This window comes from Enterobacter kobei (assembly GCF_001729765.1).
GTDB classification, from domain to species: domain Bacteria; phylum Pseudomonadota; class Gammaproteobacteria; order Enterobacterales; family Enterobacteriaceae; genus Enterobacter; species Enterobacter kobei.
Window position 1 is genome coordinate 2,024,307 of sequence record NZ_CP017181.1, and the last position, 19,706, is coordinate 2,044,012.

Here is a 19,706-nt window from a genome sequence, read left to right on the forward strand (position 1 = left end):
GGTAACAGTTATAACTGGCATAGAAGAGGAGACTCGCTATGCCCTGGACTGAGACCCGACCTATGCAACGCCTTGATTTTATCCGTGCCTGCCATGCAGGTACGGACTCCTTCTCCGCGCTTTGCCGTCTTTTTGGCATCAGCCGTAAAACCGGCTATAAATGGCTTCAGCGTTTTGACCCTTCTGACCTGTCATCTCTCTCGGACCGGTCGCGTGCGCCACGCTCCCACTCCCGGACGGTTCCTGATGATATCGCCGGACACCTGACTGCCCTGCGTCAAAAACACCCTGACTGGGGGCCAAAAAAACTGCGGATGTGGTTGCTCAATCATCACGTCGATTTTACCGTACCTGCCGCCAGCACTATCGGCGATATCCTCAAGCGCGAAGGCCTGGTTCCGGATAAAAAACGAAAACGCAGAACACCAGGCAATCGCCAGCCCCTGACCATCATCAGTGAGAACAATCAGGTCTGGAGCGCTGATTTTAAAGGCAAGTTCAGGCTGCTCAGCAGAGAGTACTGCCATCCTTTCACCCTGACCGATAATCACAGCCGGTATCTGCTCAGCTGCCGGGGAACACACCGTGAGAGTGAACCCTTTGTCAGAGAGTGCCTGACGGATGCGTTCCTGGAATATGGTCTGCCGGAAGTGCTTAGAACCGATAACGGCCAGCCCTTCGCGGGAACAGGAATAGCCGGATTAAGTCGTCTTGCCGTCTGGCTAATCAAGCTGGGCATCAGGCCGGAGCGTATCAGAAAGGGGCATCCGGAAGAAAATGGCCGCCATGAGCGAATGCACCGCTCCCTGAAAAGTGCGGTGAAACAGGGCAACACCTTCATGACGATGGAAGAACAACAGCGGTGGTTCAGTGACTACCGGAAAGAATTTAACTACGAAAGGCCGCATGAAGCACTGGCGGGAGCAACGCCCGGAACGGTATGGCAACCCTCAAACCGACACTGGGATGGCCGTGTTCCTGAATATGCTTATCCGGAAGGAGGTACAGTCTACAGGGTGAAATCGAGGGGGACCCTCTATATGGGAAAAAAGGGTACGGTGTTCCTGAGTGAAGCACTGACTGGGGAGTACATCATGCTGGAAGAACAAGCTGATGGCCTTGAGGCCATCATCTTTAATGGGATAACGCTTGCGTACTACGACCGAAAAACCCAGAGTGTGCTCCGGATAGACTAAAAGTGTTACCTATGTTCCCGGTCTGATCTGTCACCTATGTATCCGGTCATACACTGCGCTTACCCGGCCTACAAAATCCGTAGGCCCGTGCAAGCGAAGCGCCGCCGGGCGATATTAGCTAAGACCTTCCGCTTTCAGCGCCGCAGCCACCGCAGGACGCTCCGCCATACGGGTCATATACGATGTAATATGGTCTAACCCTTCCATATTGAGCTTAACCGCCCGTGCCCAGCGCAGCACGGTAAACAGATAGGCATCGGCAATCGTGAAACGGGAACCACAAATCCACTGATCGTCTTTCAGCGACGCGTTTACATACTGCAGCTTTTTCTCAAGAAGCGCGCGCAGGGTCGGTTTGTACTCTTCCGGCGTATCCGGGCGGAACAGGGGAGTAAAGCCTTTATGTAACTCGGTAGCGATATAGTTTAACCACTCCAGGGTCTTATAGCGTGCAATGCTGCCGGTGGGGGCAAGAAGCTGGCGATCCGGTACGTTGTCCGCCAGGAATTGCATGATGGCAACGCCTTCTGTCAGCAGAGTTCCGTCATCCAGCAACAGCGCTGGAACTTGTCCCTTCGGGTTAATGGCAAGGAAATCATCGCCATTCTCCAGACGCTTTTTCATCAGATCAACGCCATCGAGCGTGAAATCTTTGCCGCTCTCGCGCAGGGTGATATGGGAAGCAAGAGAGCACGCGCCCGGTTTGTAGAACAGTTTCATCGGTAACTCCTTTTTGCTGAGGTTTCAGCTATGTTAGTGCGCTAACAGGCAAAAAAAAAGCCGCTAATGCATTAGCGGCTTCTCAACAGTCGTTTCTCAATAATCTTACGCAGTCGCGGTTTCGCTTGCCTTGGCCGTCTTGTCGTCGTCCTGAGTCATACGATTCAGTTTCGGCGCGGTCAGCAGCATCAGAACTGCAATCACCGCTGTCGCGATACCAATCTGCATGAACACGGTGCCGTAGACATTCAGGGAGACCAGTGGGTCAGTGACGTTTTCCGGCACGGCCATCAGGTTCGCAATCTTACCTGCGATAATTGCTGCACCGGCAGTGGTCAGGAACCAGCTACCCATAATGAAGCCCATCAGACGCTGTGGAACCAGCTGTGCCACCATTGCCAGGCCCAGACCGGAGATCATCAGTTCGCCGATAGACTGCAGCGCATAGCTCAGAATCAGCCAGTTTACGGAGACGATACCGGCGTCGGTCGCAAATTTCGTACCCAGCGGCAGCACCAGGAACGCACCGGAGCACAGCACCATACCAATCGCAAACTTGTGCGGCATTGGCAGACGGTCGCCCATCTTGTTATAGATAGCTGCCAGAATCGGGCTGCCAATCATAATCCAGAACGGGTTCAGTGCCTGATACTGCTCCGGCTCAAACGCGATACCCAGGATAGAGTGCTCAACGTTACGAATGGCGAAGAAGTTCAGAGAGGTTGGCATCTGGCTGTACAGTACGAAGAAGATAATCGCTTCCAGCATCAGAATGAAGGCCACAATCATCTTACGGCGCGCAGCACCCTGCATCGCGAACGCTTCTTTCGCGAAGATGACCACGATACCCAGCGCAACCACGCCCAGCACCGCACGTGCGATACCCTGGTTGTGCAGCAGCCAGGTGGCGATTACCGCCAGAATCACAACGCCCACGATGGTCGCCAGCAGTTTACCCATATGGACGGGTTCGAAATCGGGTTTTGAACCGTAGTCTTTGACCCAGCTGCGGCAGAACAAGAAGTTCACTACGGTGATCAGCATGCCCACAAAGCTCAGCGCAAACGCCACGCTCCAGCCGAATTTAGCGGCCAGCCATGGTGTTGCCAGCATGGAGAAGAATGAACCGATGTTGATGGACATGTAGTACATGGTGAATGCACCGTCCAGACGTGGGTCATCTTTGCTGTAACAGGTAGAGAGCAGGGAAGACGGGTTCGCTTTAAACAATCCGTTACCGACAGCAATGGTCGCCATACCCATATACACCACTGCGGCGTCATGACCAGACCATGCGACCAGCCCATAGCCAATCGCCAGAACAATGGCGCCCAGCATGATGACACGTTTGGTGCCGAGAACTTTATCACCCAGCCAGCCGCCGATAGCAACCAGGCCGTATACGAGGGCACTGAAGGAGGAGAACAGCGTGATGGAATCGGCTTCGGACATACCCAGCTGTTTTACCAGGTAAACCGCCATGATCCCTTGCAGGCCGTAGTAACCAAAACGCTCCCATAACTCGATAGAGAAGATGAGATAAAACGCTTTCGGTTGTTTAAAAGCGTTAAGACTCACGCTTTCATCTGTTGGTTTATTGTTTGCAGTCGACACATATACCTCTTTTTTTACATCCCATATTAACGGGGGTGTTCATAGCGTGATGGCCGTAGTCCATCCGCCTTATAGTTATATTGGGAGGAGAAACGGCGGGTAATGTTCACTATCCTGACCCGTCTGGCAATACGTTTGTAATAATCTGTTACATTTATCTGGGGTGGTATAATCGTCGGTTCATGCAAATGTTATTCAGCGTTAAATTTCATACGGTGAGTAAAGGTAGTTTTTTCAACTGGTATTCCCCCTCTCCGATCGGCTTTTGGCGATATGTTCTGCTATTTGCCGTTTGTGGCAGTGATATAGCCCATATTCTGAAAAATAGCTGGTCTTATCTTCCGGTTCTGATCGGTTATATCTTGTCTGGCAAAGGCTTTGGGATGATTTTGACAACAAAAAATCAACATGAAGTTATCAGAGTGATCGCGATCACAGATGTATAGAAATTTTTGGCTATGAAAAAAGTATTAACCTGTTTGAGCGTTAACGCGCCGAACAAGTGATAAGTCAGCAGGGGCAAGAGGCGGATGATTTATGGTCAGGAGAGGGACGTTTGGAAGGCCTTCTCCTGATGTGGGATTGCGATTGTTCAGACCAGCAATTCAGGGATAAACTTTTTCTTTGTATTCGCAGAGGTCTTCAATAATGCAGGAGCCGCAACGAGGTTTACGGGCGATGCAGGTATAACGGCCGTGCAAAATCAGCCAGTGATGGCAGTCAACCTTGAATTCGGCGGGCACCACTTTTAACAGCTTCTCTTCAACCTGCTCAACGTTTTTACCGGGGGCGAAGTTGGTGCGGTTAGAAACTCGGAAGATATGCGTATCCACGGCGATCGTCGGCCAGCCGAACGCCGTATTAAGCACCACGTTCGCGGTTTTGCGTCCTACACCCGGCAACGCTTCCAGCGCTGCGCGGTCTTCCGGCACCTCACCGCCGTGCTGTTCCAGCAAGATCCGGCAGGTTTTAATCACATTCTCTGCTTTGCTGTTAAACAATCCGATGGTTTTGATATAAGACTTCACGCCTTCCACGCCGAGCTCCAGCATCGCTTTTGGCGTGTTAGCGACCGGATAGAGCAGGGCGGTCGCTTTATTGACGCTCACATCGGTAGCCTGTGCAGAGAGCAACACGGCGATCAGCAGCTCAAACGGGGAGGTAAAATTCAGCTCCGTCGTCGGATGCGGGTTCTCGTCCCGCAGACGGGTCAGGATCGCAATGCGCTTTTCTTTATTCATGAGGCCTTCTCGGGTATCCCTTCCTGGACGCTACGCTCTGCTGCGCGGCGCTTACGTTTTTCATCAATCAGGTATTTTACTGCCAGCATCATGCCAAGGCCAATAAACGCGCCAGGTGGCAGCATCGCCAGCAGGAATGGCGTATCGGTATGGAACACCTCGATACGTAGCGATTTGGCCCAGCCGCCCAGCAGCGCATCGGCACCGTCAAACAGCGTCCCGTTGCCGAGGATCTCGCGCAGTGAGCCGAGCACGAACATCGCACCGGTCGCACCCATACCAATCGAAAAACCATCCAGCGCCGACATGGCCGGACTGTTTTTCACGGCGAAGGCTTCCGCACGGCCGACCACAATACAGTTAGTCACGATCAGAGGGATAAAAATTCCGAGCGACTGATACAGACCGAAGGCGTAGGCATTAATCAGCATCTGGACGATACTGACCACCGACGCAATGATCATAACGTAAATCGGAATACGGATTTCCGACGGGGTCCAGCGGCGCAGGGCGGAGATGGAAAGGTTTGTCAGGGTCAGCACCAGCGTCGTTGCCAGACCGAGACCGAGCGCATTGGTGGCCGTTGACGTCACGGCCAGCAGTGGGCACATCCCCAGCAGCTGAACCAGCGCGGAGTTGTTCTTCCACAGTCCCTGGACAATAACCTCTTTAACCTGGTTCATGATCACTCTCCACAGGCCGGAAGATTGTTGATTTGCGCGGGTAGCGTTTCAGCATACAGCCCGGCCCGTTTTACGGCGTTCACCACCGCGCGCGGCGTGATGGTCGCGCCCGTGAACTGGTCAAACTCGCCGCCGTCTTTTTTCACCGCAAACGCGGTGTCATCTTCACCATGGATCACTTTACCGGCAAAGTGCAAAATCCAGTCGCTCAGACGGGTTTCAATTTTATCGCCCAGACCCGGCGTTTCATGATGTTGCGTCACGCGGGTGCCCAGTATGGTGCCGGAGAAATCGCTGCCGACGAGCAGCTGAATGGCGCCGGAATAGCCGTCGGGCGCCGTCGCCTCCATTACCGCGCCGACCGGTTTATCCCCTTTGCGGGCGATAAACAGGCGGTGTGGGCCTTTTCCAAGCTGCGGCGCGTCTACCACGAAGCAGCTCTTTTGCAGGTCATTATCGTAAAAATCCGACGGGATCACCTGATCGAACAGCGCTTTTTGCTGCTTCACCGCCTGTTCATCAATGGTCGATTTGGTCAGCTCATTCACCAGCGCCGTCATTCCGGTGAGTACGGCGGCGAAAACGGCCAGCGTGACGCCATGTTTTTGCATTGTTTTCAGCATCGCGACACCCTTAACGATGGCCGTACACGCGCGGGCGCGTGTAATAGTCGATGAGTGGAACGGTGATGTTGGCGAGCAGGACGGCAAACGCCACCCCGTCCGGATAACCGCCAAAGCTACGGATGAGCCAGACCAGCAGTCCTGCCAGCGCACCGAAGATTAAGCGGCCACGGTTAGTCGTAGACGCCGTCACCGGATCGGTCAGGATAAAGAACGCGCCCAGCATCGTTGCACCGGAGAGCAAATGCATCTGCGGGCTGGCCAGCGACTCAGGGGAGAAGACCCAGCCAAGGGTGGCACAAACCGCCAGCGTCACGAGGAAGCTGACCGGAATATGCCAGCGGATGGCCTTCTGCTGCAGCAGGAACAGGCCACCCAGCAGATACGCCAGGTTAACCCACTGCCAGCCTGCGCCCGCGAGCATACCGCTGTAGATGGCGGATTTCATGATTTGCTCGACGCTGTGCCCGGCATGCAGGGACGTTTTGAACGTATCGAGCGGCGTCGCCTGGCTGATGCCGTCCACGCCCATACGCAGCGCGTTCATATCCGCGCCGAGCGCCGTATGGCCGGTAAAGATCACGTGCAGGGCATCCATAAAGCCTGGCACCGTGGCGGCAATGTCATGCGGTGGCAGCCAACTGGTCATCTGTACCGGGAAGGAGATCAGCAGCACCACATAGCCGATCATCGCCGGGTTAAACGGGTTATGGCCGAGCCCGCCATACAGCTGTTTGGCAATAATCACGGCAAAAACGGTACCGAGGACGACCATCCACCACGGGGCAAACGGCGGAATACTGATGGCCAGCAGCAGGCCGGTCAGCAGCGCGGAGTTGTCGGCAATAATGCGGGAGACCGTCATCTTGCGAAGCTTCAGCACCAGCGCCTCTGCCGCTACGGCGCTGATACAGCCCAGGGCTATCTGGAACAGGGTTCCCCAGCCGAAAAACCAGCACTGAACGGCAATGCCCGGCAGCGCGGCCAGGCAAACCAGCATCATAATACGCGATGTCTGACGCTGATTATGGGTGTAAGGGGAACTTGCGATTCTGAAAACCATTTAATCCTCGTTAACGGCTTGCTGTGCGGCTTTCTTCGCCTGAACGCGCGCAATCGCGGCAGCGACGGCGGCCTTGCGCGGGTCATCGTTAGCGGCCTGCGGCTGCTCTTCCTGCTGCGCTGCTTTACGCGCTTTGGCGCGGGCTATCGCCGCTTCAACGGCAGCTTTACGCGGGTCAACCGGTGCTTCTGGTTCTGCTGCAGGTGCCTGCTGCGCCGCTTTACGCGCTTTGGCGCGGGCAATCGCGGCTTCAACAGCGGCTTTACGCGGATCAACCGGTGCTTCTGGTTCTGCTGCAGGTGCCTGCTGCGCTGCTTGACGCGCTTTGGCGCGGGCAATCGTGGCTTCAACAGCGGCTTTACGCGGATCGACCGCGTCCTGTTCAACCATCACCTGCTGATCCCCGGCCTTACGGGCTTTGGCACGGGCAATCGCCGCCTCGACAGCGGCTTTGCGTGGATCGACCTCCCCATCCGGTTGCGCTGTTTGCGCTTTTTCTGCCTGACGTGCGCGAGCCGCAGCCTTGCGTGCTTCACGCGCGGCGATGGCTTCACTGTTGTCAGGCTTCTCACCTGCAGGGATCACCACCGTCTGGGCAGCATTGGCTTTTTTCTCGCGAACGCGTGCCAGGGCGGCGTTAATTGCATCCTGATCTTTTTCGCCAGGCTGGACGGCGGCCTGCTTATGCCGCTCCTGACGGGCCGCTTTTTCACGTTCCAGCCGCGCCTGACGTGCTTCAAAGCGCGCTTTGGCTTCTGCTGCACGTTTTTCTTCCATGGAGATGGCATAAATTTCGGCTTTCTCCTGGCGGAAGTATTGCACCAGCGGAATATTGCTTGGGCAGACCCAGGCGCAGGCGCCGCATTCGATGCAGTCGGCCAGGTTATGCGCTTTGGCTTTATCGTGTAGCTGGCCTTTGCTGTACCAGTAAAGCTGCTGCGGGAGCAGATCCGCCGGACAGGCATCGGCACAGGCGCTACAGCGGATGCAGCCTTTCTCTTCCTGCACTTCGCCCATCTCGGTGGAAGAGGGAGCAAGCAGGCAGTTCGTGATTTTGACTACCGGGACATCCAGCCATGGCAGGGTAAAGCCCATCAGAGGGCCACCCATGATCACCATCTGATCGGTACCCGGGCAGAATTCAGCCTGCTCCAGCAAATGACGCACCGGCGTACCGAGGCGCGCCCAGACGTTACCCGGACGGGAGACCGATTCGCCAGTCAGCGTCACGACTCGTTCGGTTAACGGCTCGCCGTCAATTACCGCACGTTTCACGGCATAAGCTGTGCCGACGTTTTGCATCAGCACGCCGATATCCGAAGAACGTCCGCCGTGCGGCACTTGCTTCCCGGTGAGGATTTGCGTCAGCTGTTTTGCGCCGCCAGACGGGTACTTGGTCGGAATGACGCGCAGGGCGATATCATGGCTACCCGCCAGCACGGCGCGCAGCATGGAGATAGCCTGCGGTTTATTGTCTTCGATGCCAATCAGCACTTCTCGCGGCTGCAAAATATGCGCGAGGATACGGATGCCTTCCACTACCTGAGCGGCGCAATCCTGCATCAGACGATCGTCGGCGGTGATATACGGCTCGCACTCTGCGGCATTGATAATCAGCGTCTGGATTTTATCGCTACCGCCGCGCAGCTTGACGCCGGTAGGGAAGCCCGCGCCGCCCAGCCCGGCAACGCCGAACTGGTGAATGCGCTCGATAAGCGCTTCGCGGCTCTGGCTGCGGTAGTCGCTCCAGCCGTCACGTTCGATCCAGCGATCTTCGCCGTCGGCTTCAATGATCACGCTCAGCTCTGAAAGTGCCGACGGATGCGCCACCGTATGAGGGGCAATCGCGATCACTTTACCGGACGTTGGGGCGTGTACAGGCAGCATACGTCCGCGACCAAAGGTCAGCGGCTGACCGCGAAGGACGGTATCACCTTCTTTTACGCACAGCTCACCTTCCGCGCCGATATGCTGCTTGAGCGGCATGACGTAACGCGTCGCCAGCGGAATCTGGCGCAGCGGCGTGCCGTTAGACTGGGTTTTCATCTCCGGCGGATGAATACCGCCGTCAAAGTCCCAGATCTTCTCTTTTCTGAAAGCAGAAAATAACTTAAGCATGTTGTTCCACAGGAATGTTGCGAACCGGAATGGTTTGAAGATCCCACTTCCAGCTTTCGGTAGTCGCTTCAACCGGGCGTAGCGTAATACATTGCGTCGGGCAGGGGGCTACGCAGAGGTTACAGCCGGTGCACAGATCCGCCACGACGGTATGCATGGCGCGGGTGGCACCAACAATGGCGTCAACCGGGCAGGCCTGAATACATTTAGTGCAGCCGATGCAATTCGCCTCGTCGATCACGGCGAGGGCGCGGACCGGCTCCTGCACATCCGCATCGCCATCAACGGGCTGTGGGTCAACGTTAAGCAGGGCCGCAATTTTCAGCATCACCGCTTCGCCGCCGGGCGCACAGCGGTTAATTTTCTCACCCTGAATGCCCACCGCTTCAGCGTAAGGGCGACAGCCAGGGTAGCCGCATTGCCCACACTGGCTTTGCGGCAGAAGCTCATCAATTTTTTCTACAACGGGATCGTCCTCTACCGCGAAACGGCGGGAGGCGTAACCGAGGATAAGGCCAAACGCTAACCCCAGGACGCTAATAGAGGCGATGGCAATCCAGATAGCATTCATTACAACTTCACCAGACCACTGAAGCCCATAAAGGCCAGAGACATTAAACCCGCGGTGACCAGCGCAATCGCGTTACCGCGGAAAGGCGCAGGGATATCCGCAGCGGCCAGACGTTCGCGAATCGAGGCGAACAGGACCATTACGAACGAGAAACCGACGGCGGCGGAAAAACCGTACAGCGCCGACTGCATAAAGTTATGGCCAAGGTTGATGTTCAACAGCGCCACGCCGAGTACCGCGCAGTTGGTGGTGATCAGCGGCAGGAAGATACCGAGCAGGCGATAGAGCGCCGGACTGGTTTTACGCACCACCATTTCGGTAAATTGCACAACAACGGCAATGACCAGAATAAAGGCCAGCGTACGGAGGTAGATTAACCCCAGCGGAATGAGGATCCAGGTATCTATCAACCACGCGCAAATCGATGCCATCGTCATGACGAAGGTGGTTGCCAGCCCCATGCCCATCGCCGTTTCCAGCTTTTTGGAAACGCCCATAAACGGGCACAGGCCAAGGAACTTCACCAGAACGAAGTTGTTAACCAGCACAGTGCCGACAAAGAGCAGTAAGTAATCGGTCATTATTTAGCCTGAAATAAAAAAGCCGCCTATTATCGGACAAACCGGGTCAGGCGACAACAGGTTATCTGTAAGGTTATTACGGGTTCACGAAGGTGTTTTTTACCCGCGTCGACCGTTTGAAATAGGGCACCAGCAGCGCCGCGGCCAGTAACGGGAAAAGTAGCTGGCGGACCGCAAGCGCGTCAGACACCGGCGAGAACGCAAACGCCTTGACTGCCAGCAGGACTGAGATTAACAGCCAGATAATATAGTGCTTAGGCACCCCTTTGCGGCGTTTGAAGAAGGCGATGGTCAGCCACAGGGTGTAGTACCACATGCCGATCGCGAAAACGAAGGACACAAACCACATCGCAATATTAAGCACACTTTGCGACATCAGGGTCTGAATAGCGTGAGGGGTGATCAGTGCGGTAGTATAAAGCAGCAGCGCAAGCGATGCGCTTAACAAGGCAACCAGCAGCCATGCCAGTGGGGCGATTAACCAGCCTCCAATGCGTTCTCCAGGCGTTGCGGTCATGAACTCTCCCATAATCTGCGCGAAATGTTGTACAGCCAGTTTGCAGGGCGGAGAGTATATAACATTTCGCGCGGATGGCTACTTTCTTATAAAACGTAACGCCAGACAGACTTAGGCACTTCACCGACGTTGAACAAACGACCGCCGGAGACCAGCTCCGCACGGCGATGATCGGCGGCGCGATACATATTGATGATGTCCTGATTATCCGACAGGGTGTAGTTCAGGTGGTCAAACAGTTTTTCCAGGCTCTCAAGCGAATTGATCTTGCGAAATTTTAATAAATAGTCCTGAACTGTCATATTAATAAGTTTCCATATAAAAGTGAGTAATACCCGTTAAGGTAATTCGTTCGAATAATAAACGGATTAATAAAGACGTAAACAGCCCACTCAGGTAACGCGACGAAATTAGGAGTTTTCTTTGCTGAAATTCAGGCATCAGACGATGCCTGGAAGAGAAGGTTAACCGTGTTCACCTGGGCTGGCAATACGTAACTGACATAATATGTCACTCGTTATTGCAGTAACCGGTTACTTAGGTTGGGCGACTGTGACAGGCTCCGGCGGCTGGTAGTTATCGATGTGGCTGGCAACGCCGAGCAAAATGACCGATACCCCAAGAACAATCCATCCCGCTAATTCAATGATTCGATTAATAATTGATGTCATGACTCGTAATTGTACTTTATCCATAAATACAGGGCGCAAATGTTACAGCGAGGCCTCACCAACGGCAAGCGCTTTGGGAACGGTTCCCTTAAACAAAATCAGAAGGTTAATACTATGTAACGAAAACAACCGCCACAACCTGCTATTTTAAGTCATACGGCACATTATTAATCTGCGCTTATGCCAGGCTTGCCAGTGTGAAATAAGAACGTCATAAAAGAGGACGGCACTATGAGTGATAATATCCGCGTCGGTCTGATAGGTTATGGTTACGCGAGCAAAACGTTTCACGCACCTCTGATAGCCGGAACGCCCGGAATGATGCTGGCAGCAGTATCCAGTAGCGATGCTACCAAAGTCCATGCCGACTGGCCTTCCGTGCCGGTTGTCTCTGAGCCAAAACATCTCTTCAACGATCCGAATATTGATTTAATTGTCATCCCTACACCTAACGACACGCATTTCCCCTTGGCAAAAGCCGCGCTGGAAGCAGGAAAGCACGTCATTGTTGATAAACCTTTCACGGTGACGTTGTCACAGGCGCGTGAACTGGACGCGCTGGCAAAAGGCCTGGGCAGACTGCTTTCCGTTTTTCATAACCGCCGTTGGGACAGCGACTTCCTCACGGTAAAAACGCTACTCAGCGAAGGTACGTTAGGCGAGATCCTCTTTTTTGAATCGCACTTTGACCGTTTTCGCCCGCAGGTAAGACACCGCTGGCGGGAGCAGGCCGGTCCGGGGAGCGGCATCTGGTACGATTTAGCCCCTCATCTTTTGGACCAGGCTGTCAACCTGTTTGGTCTGCCGGTGAGCATGACGGTCGATCTGGCCCAGCTCAGACCCGGGGCGCAGACGACCGATTACTTCCACGCGGTGTTAAGTTACCCGCAGCGCCGCATCGTGCTGCATGGAACGATGGTCGCGGCCGCGGAATCTGCCCGTTATATCATTCACGGCACGCGGGGAAGCTATGTGAAGTTTGGCCTCGATCCACAGGAAGACCGTCTTAAAAACGGTGAGCGTTTGCCTCAGGAAGACTGGGGCTATGATATGCGCGACGGCGTGGTCACGCGGGTTGAAGGTGAGGAACTGGTTGAGGAAACGTTGCTGACGATGCCGGGCAACTATCCGGCCTATTATGCGGCTATTCGCGATGCGTTGAACGGAACAGGAGAAAATCCGGTTCCGGCCAGCCAGGCGATTCAGATTATGGAGCTGATTGAGCTGGGTATCGAATCTGCCAAACATCGCGCCACGCTCTGTCTGGCATAGGGTTCAGATACTGTAGGCCGGGTAAGGCGCAGCCGCCACCCGGCAAAAAGGCTTACGCTGTTGCCACTTTATTCCGCAGAGCCTGCTTCTCTTCCGGCGTCAGGAACGCAATTTCCAGACCGTTGATCTGCGCCTGACGGATCTGCTCGCGGCTCAGACCCGCCTGCGGTGCGGCGTTATTGTATTCGTGGATGATATCCACGCCCTGTACCGCCGGATCGTCAGTGTTCAGCGAGGCCAGCACGCCGTGTTCCAGGAAGGTTTTCAGCGGGTGCTGCGCGAGCGTTGCCACGGTGCTGGTCTGAATATTGGACGTCAGGCACGATTCAATCCCGATACGCTGTTCTGCGAGGAAATCCATCAGGGCACGGTCTTCTACCGCCTTCACGCCGTGACCGATACGCTCGGCGCCGAGCTCACGAATGGCCTGCCAGATACTTTCCGGACCTGCCGCTTCACCCGCATGAACGGTAATGTGCCAGCCGGCATCGCGTGCGCGGTTGAAGTGAGAGAGGAACAGGCTGCCCGGGAAGCCCAGTTCATCACCGGCGAGATCGACGGCAGTGATGGCATCGCGATGGGCCAGCAGCGCCTCCAGCTCCTGCAGGCAGGCCGCTTCGCCAAACGTACGGCTCATAATACCAATCAGACGGGCCTGGACATCGTAGGTTTCACAGCCCTGGCGGACGCCTTCAATCACGGCTTCCACCACGCCTGCAACGGGCAGGTTGTGGGTCATCGCCATATAGCCCGGCGAGAAGCGCAGCTCAACGTAGTGCAGGCCGTTACGGGCCGCATCTTCAATGTTCTCAAACGCCACGCGGCGGCAGGCATCCAGCGAGGCCAGCATCTTCACGCCCCAGTCGAGTTTGCTCAGGAAGCTGACGAGGTCAGGTTCATTAGAGGTGACCTGAACGTGCGGGATCAATGACTCCAGCGTTTGAGCGGGAAGCGTTAAATTGTACTGGCGGCCAAGATCGAGGATGGTTTGGGCACGAATGTTACCGTCAAGGTGACGATGAATATCAGTTAAAGGCAGGCGTGTATCAATCATGGTCGCACTCTTTTCTGGTTAAAGTGCGCCATATTATAAAAACAAAACGGGGTAAAAAGCTATTTGCGCAAGGGAATATTCCGTTGCGCAAACTGATTACAGGAGCGTGTTAATCCCGGCAATGAGGCGTTTCACCCCTTGTTCCAGCTTGCTGCGCGGGCAGCCTGCGTTCAGGCGCACGAAACCGTTACCTTCGTTTCCGTAGGTATATCCCGGCATGATGGCCACTTTTTGGTGCTCAATCAGTACTTTTTGTAGCGCGCGGTCATCAATATTTAGCGGGCGCAGATCAACCCAGGCCAGATAGGTGGCCTCCGGCGGCTGCCAGTTCAGTTTCGGAAAAGCACTGTTTAATTCCTGCGCGATATACAGCAGATTTTCTTCGAGATAGTGCCTTAGAGCATCCAGCCACGGCGCTCCCTGCTGGTAGGCGGCGATATGCGCCGTCAGTGCCAGTACGGAGGGGGAAGAGAGTCCGTCCCGGCCTTTTAAGGCGCTGAGATAGCCGTTACGGCTCTCTTCTTCACCTATCAGGCCGTAAGCGCCCGTCAGCGCCGGAATATTAAAGCTTTTCGAGCCGGAGGTTAGCAGCGCCCATTTGCCGCGCGCCACCTCATTCCACGGCGTGTGACGATGCGCACCCCACACCATGTCCATATGAATTTCATCGCTGATGACCGCGACGTTATGGCGCGCGCACAACTCTGCCATGTGGGTCAATTCTTCGCGGGTCCAGACCTTACCGGTTGGGTTTTGCGGGCTGCACAGGAGCAGGATTCTATTTTCCGGTTTCGCCAGTGCCGCTTCCAGAGCGGCCATATTGCCCAGCCAGCCAGAAGCATGCTTTTCCATCTCAACCGGCACCACATGACGCCGATTGCCTTCAATGACTTTGTAAAACGCATCGTATGCCGGGGTGTGCACCACCACGCCGTCGCCAGGAGCGGACCAGAGACGAATCAGCTCGGACACCATGTAGATGACGGAAGGGCCATACACGATGGTTTCGGTATCAATGTGGCTGTTAAAGCGCTGGCGGAACCAGTGCGCGACGGCGGCGAGAAATTCATCGTTTTTCCAGCGGCTGTAGCCAAACACGCCGTGGTTGATGCGCTGATGCAGCGCGTCAGTAATGCAGGGGGCGGTGGCGAAATCCATATCCGAGATGGTGAAGGGCAGCAGGTCGGGCGCGCCAAAACGGTCGGCGACGTAGTCCCACTGTGTACACCAGGTGCCGTGACGATCCACGACGGTAGAGAAATCAAACATCACGTGAGTCCTTAAAGTAAAACCCCCTCAGAGCGAGGGGGCGGGGCATCAGGCTTCTACTGTTCGCATCAGGGTTGCCAGCTCATCTTTCACCGACTGTACCTGCGGGCCGATAACCACCTGCAAATTGTGCTGATTTAACTGTACCACGCCGATCGCCCGGTTGGCTTTCAGGGCGTTGGTATCCACTTTTGACATATCCGCCACCGACAAACGCAGGCGGGTAATGCAGTTATCCAGCGAGGTAATGTTATCCGCACCGCCCAGCGCCGCCAGAATGGCAGGGGTGTTATAGCCGGATTTGCCCACGGTTCCTGCAACCGCCTGTTCGACGCTGGTGGCTGTTTCAACATCACGGCCTGGCGTTTTCAGGTTGAAGCGGGTAATGGCGAAGCGGAAGATGCCGTAGTACACCGCAAACCAGATGGCCGCCACGACCGGTACCAGATACCACTTGGTGGAAAGACCATGCAGGATACCGAACACCACGAAGTCAATCACGTTGCCGTCGGTATTACCGATGGTGACGCCCAGCACCGCCATGACGGTAAAGCCCAGACCGGTCAGCACGGCGTGGATGAGATACAGCACCGGCGCAACAAACAGGAACAGGAATTCGATAGGCTCAGTGGTCCCGCCGACGACGCAGGCGATCACGCCGGAGATCAGCAGCCCTTTAATTTTATGGCGGTTTTCCGGACGCGCGCAGTGGTACATCGCCAGTGCCGCACCCGGCAGGCCGCCAAGGAAGGCTGGCATTTTACCCTGAGACAGGAAGCGGGTGGCGCTTTCAGAGAAGCCATGAGTGGTCGGGCAGCTCAGCTGCGCCTGGAAGATGGTCAGCGCGCCGCTCACATCGTGACCGCACACCTCCATGGTACCGCCCGCTTCGGTGAAGCGAATCAGGGCGACCAGGATATGCTGCAGGCCAAACGGCAGCAGCAGACGCTCACCGGTACCGAAGATCATCGGACCAAAATCGCCCGCGCCGTTAATGATGCGGCCAATACCGTTGATGCCCATCGCAAAGACTGGCCAGATCAGCGGAATGATCAAACCAAACAGACCCATCACCACCAGGGTAATAATTGGTACAAAGCGGGTACCGCCGAAGAAGGCCAGGGCATCCGGCAGGCGGATATTGTGGAAGCGCTCGTGCAGCATCCAGATAATCACCCCGGCGATCACCGCGCCGAGGATCCCGGTATCAATCGACTGGATACCAATCACGCTCTGAATGTTATTGGCTTTCAGCACGGCAGCGTCGGTTGTCGGCAGAATGCCTTTCGCGGTCAGCCAGAAGTTAACCGCCAGGTTCATCACTGCGTAACCCACAAAACCGGCAAACGCCGCCACACCTTTGTTCTCGCGCGCCAGGCCCAGCGGGATAGCGATACAGAACATCACAGGCAGGAAGCTAAATGCGAAGGAGCCGACTTTACTCATCCAGATGAATCATGATTGAAGTGATATTAATATTTTAAATCAGATAGTTAAGGTTATGCGGTTTTTCTATGGGGCATCAGTGGGGCATTTTGAGTAAATGATGCGTTCAAAATGCCCACCTGGTCATGGTTATTCTCGGTCATCCATTTGCCGTAAACCGTGAATAGCATTTGCGCTGACGAATGTCCCATCTGGTGCGCAACGAAATTTGGGTTCGCTCCGGCGACCAGTGCCCAGCACGCATATGTGTTTCTTGTTTCATAAGACCGTCTTTGCCGGACGCCTGCACGACGCAGGGCAGTGCGCCATGCTGAATTAATGGATCCGGGAACGTAGCACATCGTCTTCTTACCGTTCATTGAAGTAATCGACGGGGAGAATATAAAGGTGCATTCATCGGTTCTCTTTTTTTTGTATTCCCGTAGGCTGACGCTTACCTTGTGGGATGCCATCATTCTGGTCAGTGGCATTTGCGCCTTGAGGGCATCAATTGCTGGCTGGGTCAGCTGTATGGTTCGAATCCCGGCGTTGGTTTTTGGCAGGGTGAAGTTACCCTTCAGGGAATAGTTCCGTGACACCGTAACAGTCCAGTTAACGGTATCCACATCCTCCCAGGCTAACGCGCTTAGTTCGCCATGCCTGACGCCTGTATTTACCGCAAAGATAACCATATTCTGAAACTGTAGCGTTGGGCAGGCCGCAACCACTCGCTGATACTCATCAGAAGTAAGAGGATCTGGAACGGGCCTTTCTTTTGCAAGTGGGGTGATGCCTGCCATCAGATCGGTTTTCAGGTAGCCACTTTTGAAAGCAAAGCCCAGCATCCCGCCAAGACATGCCATATAGCTATTAACTGTAGGAACGCTCCTTCCCTTTTTGGGTGGATGATTCAGGCCATGCCTGGTCTTCTGCCAGCCGTTCAGTAGCTCCTTCCTGGCACTAAGGATATCTTCAGTGTTCAGGCTGCCGATGTACCTGTGCTCACCAATTGTTTCGATAGTGGTTGTGAGGTGGCAATCGTAACGCCTCAACGTCCCGAGGCTAAGCTCCATCTCCTTAAGGCCAAGCCATTTCGATTTCAGTTCAAGTAGTGAGATTTGCTTTCTGACGGTACTAAATTTCTCTGAGTTCGATGAATCCGGGAATTGTGAGGCATAATTGAATGTGCCTGTCTTTATCGCAAAGCAGACCGAAGCCCGAAGCTCACCTGCCATTTTCCTGTTTTTCGGCGTGTCAGGAACGCCGAGATTTTCCCTGACACGCTTCCCCTGATATATGAACCATATGCGTAACGATTCTCCATGAACCTCTACGCCTGTTGGGTATGCTGCCATAATCATTCCTCGTTTGATGTGCCAAAGGACATTTAAGCAGATATTCTCCGGCGTTTCGCTGGGCTTTGGTGCTCGATCCAGTGGTTTATCTCATCGCGGTTATACATGATTGGGCTGTTTTGCTTAGGTGCCATATCAGGGGCAACATGGCGATAATGCTTTCCCTCCATCCAGGTAGACCGGCGGGCATGCTGAATCATGTGCTTTGACATGCCGGTTGTCGCAGTTAAAAGTTCCTCTGTGACCCATTTGTTTGGTACCAGCTGAATAATGTCGCTCATGGTTTTCTCCAGGCAATAAAAAACCGCCCTCAGGCGGATTCGTTAGGCTCGCTATTCACGATGTCGTAAAACTGACCGTAAGTGAGCTTTTGGAAGTTGTCGGGGATTACCACATTTCCATGCTGATCTTCGATGTTGTTGGGGATGGCAAATACCAGACAGTCATCACGCGCCGGCGCTTTGCCGCCATAAGTCGAAAGCATAGCGAAACCAAATCCACGACCAGATTGACCGCCTATTCCTGTACGCATAATCCCGTAATGATTAGTGATGTAGTCATTCCACTCAGGTAGGGCCTTTAGCTTGGCGTTGGTTTCATGGATAACAGCATCAAGCTCTTTGTTATACGCGCGACCTTCTTTTGTGTTTCCTTTCCCGCGAGCGATCACTACTCGCTTCCCGTCCCAAAAGTCCTCACGCTTTATTGTCATAGTGCATGGGAACTCATAACCCTTCTCCCAAACGAAGCTTTGCAGCAATCCTCCACCGCCACCCCAACTACGAGTTGTTGTCCATGCTATAGCGCCAACCAGTTCTGCTGCGGCTGGGAGAATTGAGTTGCGTTGATTGTTAATGACATCGTATGAGCTGATAAGCGACTTAACATCATCACCTTCAACCATGTAGTAATCATAAAATTTGCTTTGGTCTGACATAATCTCTCCTCATGCCGCACGCATAGCGCGGAGCTTCTTCAGGTGTTCTGCTGTTTCGATTTCTTCAGCGATCCGCTCGGCCTCTGCTTTGGTCAGCGGCTCGAAATCCTGATTAAAGCGGCCCATGCTGGCAATGCAGGTGCGGCCGTTGCGGATGTAGTGGATGACTTCGTGGGAAACTCGTCGTTATAAATAAGCTGATCAATACCTTCGGTCATGCAGCCTCCCGCCTAGCTAGTAGCTTTGTACCAAACTCCATCAACACATCTCGCTCAACCGTAGTGAACTCACAATGCGTGCGGGGGTATGGCCGCCAAATAATCAGGATGGATCCTTTGCTATTTCCCGAGACCGGCTTACCGGTGACAGGATTGATAAATGCCAGCCGACCGGCGGTGATGAAGCGAACCTCGCTGGCGGTCTGGATAGCTTCCTTAAACCAGCCAACCGAAGTGTCAGCCGGCACCAGCATGACCGTGCCAATCTGATTGTTGCTCTCGGCAGCGGCCTTTTTAACAAACGGCGTGATGTCGCTGTATGGAGGGTTAAGCCAGACGTAGCCGGGAATACTCATGTAATCAGCCCAGGGCGTTTCCAGCGTGTTCTGCTCGGCGGTGATGAACTTCCGGCACAGCGCATTATGCGGCGCGGCGGCGGCATCCAACTGGAAACAGAACTCAGCATCAAGGGAAGCGAAGAGGGCTGGTGGAGTGCGCCAGAGGTCGCGTTGGTCGAGCGGTGTTTTACTCCCGCCATAATCACCGTTCAGCTTCTCTGCTGGCAGCGCTGCGGCCAT

At 54.6% G+C, this 19,706-nt stretch carries 20 protein-coding genes and 2 pseudogenes; 2 read left to right on the forward strand and 20 right to left on the reverse strand.

From position 1 onward, the window contains the following. The first annotated feature begins 38 nt into the window (after nucleotides 1–38). Complete coding sequence (locus BFV64_RS09755) at nucleotides 39–1,196, forward strand: DDE-type integrase/transposase/recombinase (protein WP_069601972.1); 1,158 nt, start codon at nucleotides 39–41, stop codon at nucleotides 1,194–1,196. Nucleotides 1,197–1,310: 114 nt separating this feature from the next. Here BFV64_RS09755 and gstA read toward each other — a convergent pair whose 3' ends face one another. The 12 genes from gstA to blr form a co-directional block, all read right to left on the reverse strand. Next, the gene (gene gstA / locus BFV64_RS09760; RefSeq protein ID WP_014883574.1) at nucleotides 1,311–1,916 is read right to left on the reverse strand and encodes a glutathione transferase GstA; all 606 of its coding nucleotides are present in this window, start codon (nucleotides 1,914–1,916) and stop codon (nucleotides 1,311–1,313) included. Between the two features lie 105 nt (nucleotides 1,917–2,021). Beyond that, complete coding sequence (dtpA, locus tag BFV64_RS09765) at nucleotides 2,022–3,530, reverse strand: dipeptide/tripeptide permease DtpA (protein WP_069601973.1); 1,509 nt, start codon at nucleotides 3,528–3,530, stop codon at nucleotides 2,022–2,024. A 605-nt stretch (nucleotides 3,531–4,135) separates the two neighbouring features. Next, on the reverse strand, nucleotides 4,136–4,771 hold the full coding sequence (nth, locus tag BFV64_RS09770; RefSeq protein WP_008500570.1) for an endonuclease III: 636 nt from the start codon (nucleotides 4,769–4,771) through the stop codon (nucleotides 4,136–4,138). Continuing rightward, a complete protein-coding gene (locus tag BFV64_RS09775) occupies nucleotides 4,768–5,454 on the reverse strand; it encodes an electron transport complex subunit E (RefSeq protein ID WP_045134972.1) in 687 nt (228 codons plus the stop codon). The genes nth and BFV64_RS09775 overlap by 4 nt, the downstream gene beginning before the upstream one ends. A 2-nt stretch (nucleotides 5,455–5,456) precedes the next feature. Continuing rightward, nucleotides 5,457–6,077, reverse strand: coding sequence for an electron transport complex subunit RsxG (rsxG, locus tag BFV64_RS09780; RefSeq protein ID WP_058690708.1), 621 nt, complete (start codon nucleotides 6,075–6,077; stop codon nucleotides 5,457–5,459). 10 nt (nucleotides 6,078–6,087) lie between these two features. Continuing rightward, nucleotides 6,088–7,140, reverse strand: coding sequence for an electron transport complex subunit RsxD (rsxD, locus tag BFV64_RS09785; RefSeq protein WP_045134974.1), 1,053 nt, complete (start codon nucleotides 7,138–7,140; stop codon nucleotides 6,088–6,090). Next, nucleotides 7,141–9,258 (reverse strand): electron transport complex subunit RsxC, encoded by a 2,118-nt coding sequence (gene rsxC, locus BFV64_RS09790; protein WP_045134975.1) that lies wholly within the window; start codon nucleotides 9,256–9,258, stop codon nucleotides 7,141–7,143. After that, entirely contained in the window at nucleotides 9,251–9,829 is a 579-nt protein-coding gene (gene rsxB, locus BFV64_RS09795; protein ID WP_023337191.1) for an electron transport complex subunit RsxB, read from the reverse strand. Before rsxB ends, rsxC begins: the two co-directional genes overlap by 8 nt. Beyond that, the gene (rsxA, locus tag BFV64_RS09800; RefSeq protein ID WP_014883581.1) at nucleotides 9,829–10,410 is read right to left on the reverse strand and encodes an electron transport complex subunit RsxA; all 582 of its coding nucleotides are present in this window, start codon (nucleotides 10,408–10,410) and stop codon (nucleotides 9,829–9,831) included. The genes rsxB and rsxA overlap by 1 nt, the downstream gene beginning before the upstream one ends. A gap of 76 nt (nucleotides 10,411–10,486) precedes the next feature. Next, nucleotides 10,487–10,927, reverse strand: coding sequence for a DUF2569 domain-containing protein (locus tag BFV64_RS09805; protein ID WP_014883582.1), 441 nt, complete (start codon nucleotides 10,925–10,927; stop codon nucleotides 10,487–10,489). Nucleotides 10,928–11,013: 86 nt separating this feature from the next. Further along, nucleotides 11,014–11,229 carry a transcription modulator YdgT gene (gene ydgT, locus BFV64_RS09810; RefSeq protein ID WP_013096896.1) on the reverse strand — a complete coding sequence of 72 codons (216 nt, stop codon included), beginning with the start codon at nucleotides 11,227–11,229 and terminating at the stop codon, nucleotides 11,014–11,016. Between the two features lie 231 nt (nucleotides 11,230–11,460). Then, nucleotides 11,461–11,586 carry a division septum protein Blr gene (gene blr / locus BFV64_RS09815; protein ID WP_168112406.1) on the reverse strand — a complete coding sequence of 42 codons (126 nt, stop codon included), beginning with the start codon at nucleotides 11,584–11,586 and terminating at the stop codon, nucleotides 11,461–11,463. Nucleotides 11,587–11,829: 243 nt separating this feature from the next. Here blr and BFV64_RS09820 point away from each other — a divergent pair, with 243 nt between their 5' ends. Further along, a complete protein-coding gene (locus tag BFV64_RS09820; RefSeq protein WP_048996078.1) occupies nucleotides 11,830–12,870 on the forward strand; it encodes an oxidoreductase in 1,041 nt (346 codons plus the stop codon). 52 nt (nucleotides 12,871–12,922) lie between these two features. Here the strand turns inward: BFV64_RS09820 and add are convergent, their stop codons facing one another. The 8 genes and pseudogenes from add to BFV64_RS26055 all read right to left on the reverse strand — a co-directional run bounded on the left by add (nucleotide 12,923) and on the right by BFV64_RS26055 (nucleotide 19,706). Beyond that, complete coding sequence (gene add / locus BFV64_RS09825; protein ID WP_023332825.1) at nucleotides 12,923–13,924, reverse strand: adenosine deaminase; 1,002 nt, start codon at nucleotides 13,922–13,924, stop codon at nucleotides 12,923–12,925. 96 nt (nucleotides 13,925–14,020) lie between these two features. Further along, nucleotides 14,021–15,193 carry a MalY/PatB family protein gene (locus tag BFV64_RS09830; protein ID WP_069601974.1) on the reverse strand — a complete coding sequence of 391 codons (1,173 nt, stop codon included), beginning with the start codon at nucleotides 15,191–15,193 and terminating at the stop codon, nucleotides 14,021–14,023. Between the two features lie 48 nt (nucleotides 15,194–15,241). Further along, nucleotides 15,242–16,648, reverse strand: a pseudogene (gene malX / locus BFV64_RS09835) (maltose/glucose-specific PTS transporter subunit IIBC); the annotation flags it as partial. Nucleotides 16,649–16,692: 44 nt separating this feature from the next. Next, complete coding sequence (locus tag BFV64_RS09840) at nucleotides 16,693–17,973, reverse strand: site-specific integrase (RefSeq protein WP_069601975.1); 1,281 nt, start codon at nucleotides 17,971–17,973, stop codon at nucleotides 16,693–16,695. Nucleotides 17,974–18,005: 32 nt separating this feature from the next. Further along, nucleotides 18,006–18,254, reverse strand: coding sequence for an excisionase family protein (locus BFV64_RS09845; RefSeq protein WP_022650951.1), 249 nt, complete (start codon nucleotides 18,252–18,254; stop codon nucleotides 18,006–18,008). 29 nt (nucleotides 18,255–18,283) lie between these two features. Then, nucleotides 18,284–18,910 (reverse strand): Eac protein, encoded by a 627-nt coding sequence (locus BFV64_RS09850; protein ID WP_069601976.1) that lies wholly within the window; start codon nucleotides 18,908–18,910, stop codon nucleotides 18,284–18,286. A 9-nt stretch (nucleotides 18,911–18,919) separates the two neighbouring features. Further along, nucleotides 18,920–19,093 (reverse strand): annotated as a pseudogene (locus tag BFV64_RS25320) (DUF4222 domain-containing protein); the annotation flags it as partial. Between the two features lie 31 nt (nucleotides 19,094–19,124). Next, nucleotides 19,125–19,706 carry a phage N-6-adenine-methyltransferase gene (locus BFV64_RS26055; RefSeq protein WP_335671938.1) on the reverse strand — a complete coding sequence of 194 codons (582 nt, stop codon included), beginning with the start codon at nucleotides 19,704–19,706 and terminating at the stop codon, nucleotides 19,125–19,127.

Excerpts from the sequence above, each read along its gene's own strand:
- BFV64_RS09845 (WP_022650951.1), bottom strand. The coding sequence starts at position 18,254 with ATGAGCGACATTATTCAGCTGGTACCAAACAAATGGGTCACAGAGGAA.
- gstA (WP_014883574.1), bottom strand. The coding sequence starts at position 1,916 with ATGAAACTGTTCTACAAACCGGGCGCGTGCTCTCTTGCTTCCCATATC.
- BFV64_RS09805 (WP_014883582.1), bottom strand. The coding sequence starts at position 10,927 with ATGACCGCAACGCCTGGAGAACGCATTGGAGGCTGGTTAATCGCCCCA.
- BFV64_RS09775 (WP_045134972.1), bottom strand. The coding sequence starts at position 5,454 with ATGAACCAGGTTAAAGAGGTTATTGTCCAGGGACTGTGGAAGAACAAC.
- rsxD (WP_045134974.1), bottom strand. The coding sequence starts at position 7,140 with ATGGTTTTCAGAATCGCAAGTTCCCCTTACACCCATAATCAGCGTCAG.
- rsxC (WP_045134975.1), bottom strand. The coding sequence starts at position 9,258 with ATGCTTAAGTTATTTTCTGCTTTCAGAAAAGAGAAGATCTGGGACTTT.
- rsxA (WP_014883581.1), bottom strand. The coding sequence starts at position 10,410 with ATGACCGATTACTTACTGCTCTTTGTCGGCACTGTGCTGGTTAACAAC.
- BFV64_RS09830 (WP_069601974.1), bottom strand. The coding sequence starts at position 15,193 with ATGTTTGATTTCTCTACCGTCGTGGATCGTCACGGCACCTGGTGTACA.
- add (WP_023332825.1), bottom strand. The coding sequence starts at position 13,924 with ATGATTGATACACGCCTGCCTTTAACTGATATTCATCGTCACCTTGAC.
- nth (WP_008500570.1), bottom strand. The coding sequence starts at position 4,771 with ATGAATAAAGAAAAGCGCATTGCGATCCTGACCCGTCTGCGGGACGAG.
- rsxB (WP_023337191.1), bottom strand. The coding sequence starts at position 9,829 with ATGAATGCTATCTGGATTGCCATCGCCTCTATTAGCGTCCTGGGGTTA.
- ydgT (WP_013096896.1), bottom strand. The coding sequence starts at position 11,229 with ATGACAGTTCAGGACTATTTATTAAAATTTCGCAAGATCAATTCGCTT.
- BFV64_RS09755 (WP_069601972.1), top strand. The coding sequence starts at position 39 with ATGCCCTGGACTGAGACCCGACCTATGCAACGCCTTGATTTTATCCGT.
- BFV64_RS09850 (WP_069601976.1), bottom strand. The coding sequence starts at position 18,910 with ATGTCAGACCAAAGCAAATTTTATGATTACTACATGGTTGAAGGTGAT.
- BFV64_RS09820 (WP_048996078.1), top strand. The coding sequence starts at position 11,830 with ATGAGTGATAATATCCGCGTCGGTCTGATAGGTTATGGTTACGCGAGC.
- BFV64_RS26055 (WP_335671938.1), bottom strand. The coding sequence starts at position 19,706 with ATGGCCGCAGCGCTGCCAGCAGAGAAGCTGAACGGTGATTATGGCGGG.
- rsxG (WP_058690708.1), bottom strand. The coding sequence starts at position 6,077 with ATGCTGAAAACAATGCAAAAACATGGCGTCACGCTGGCCGTTTTCGCC.
- BFV64_RS09840 (WP_069601975.1), bottom strand. The coding sequence starts at position 17,973 with ATGGCAGCATACCCAACAGGCGTAGAGGTTCATGGAGAATCGTTACGC.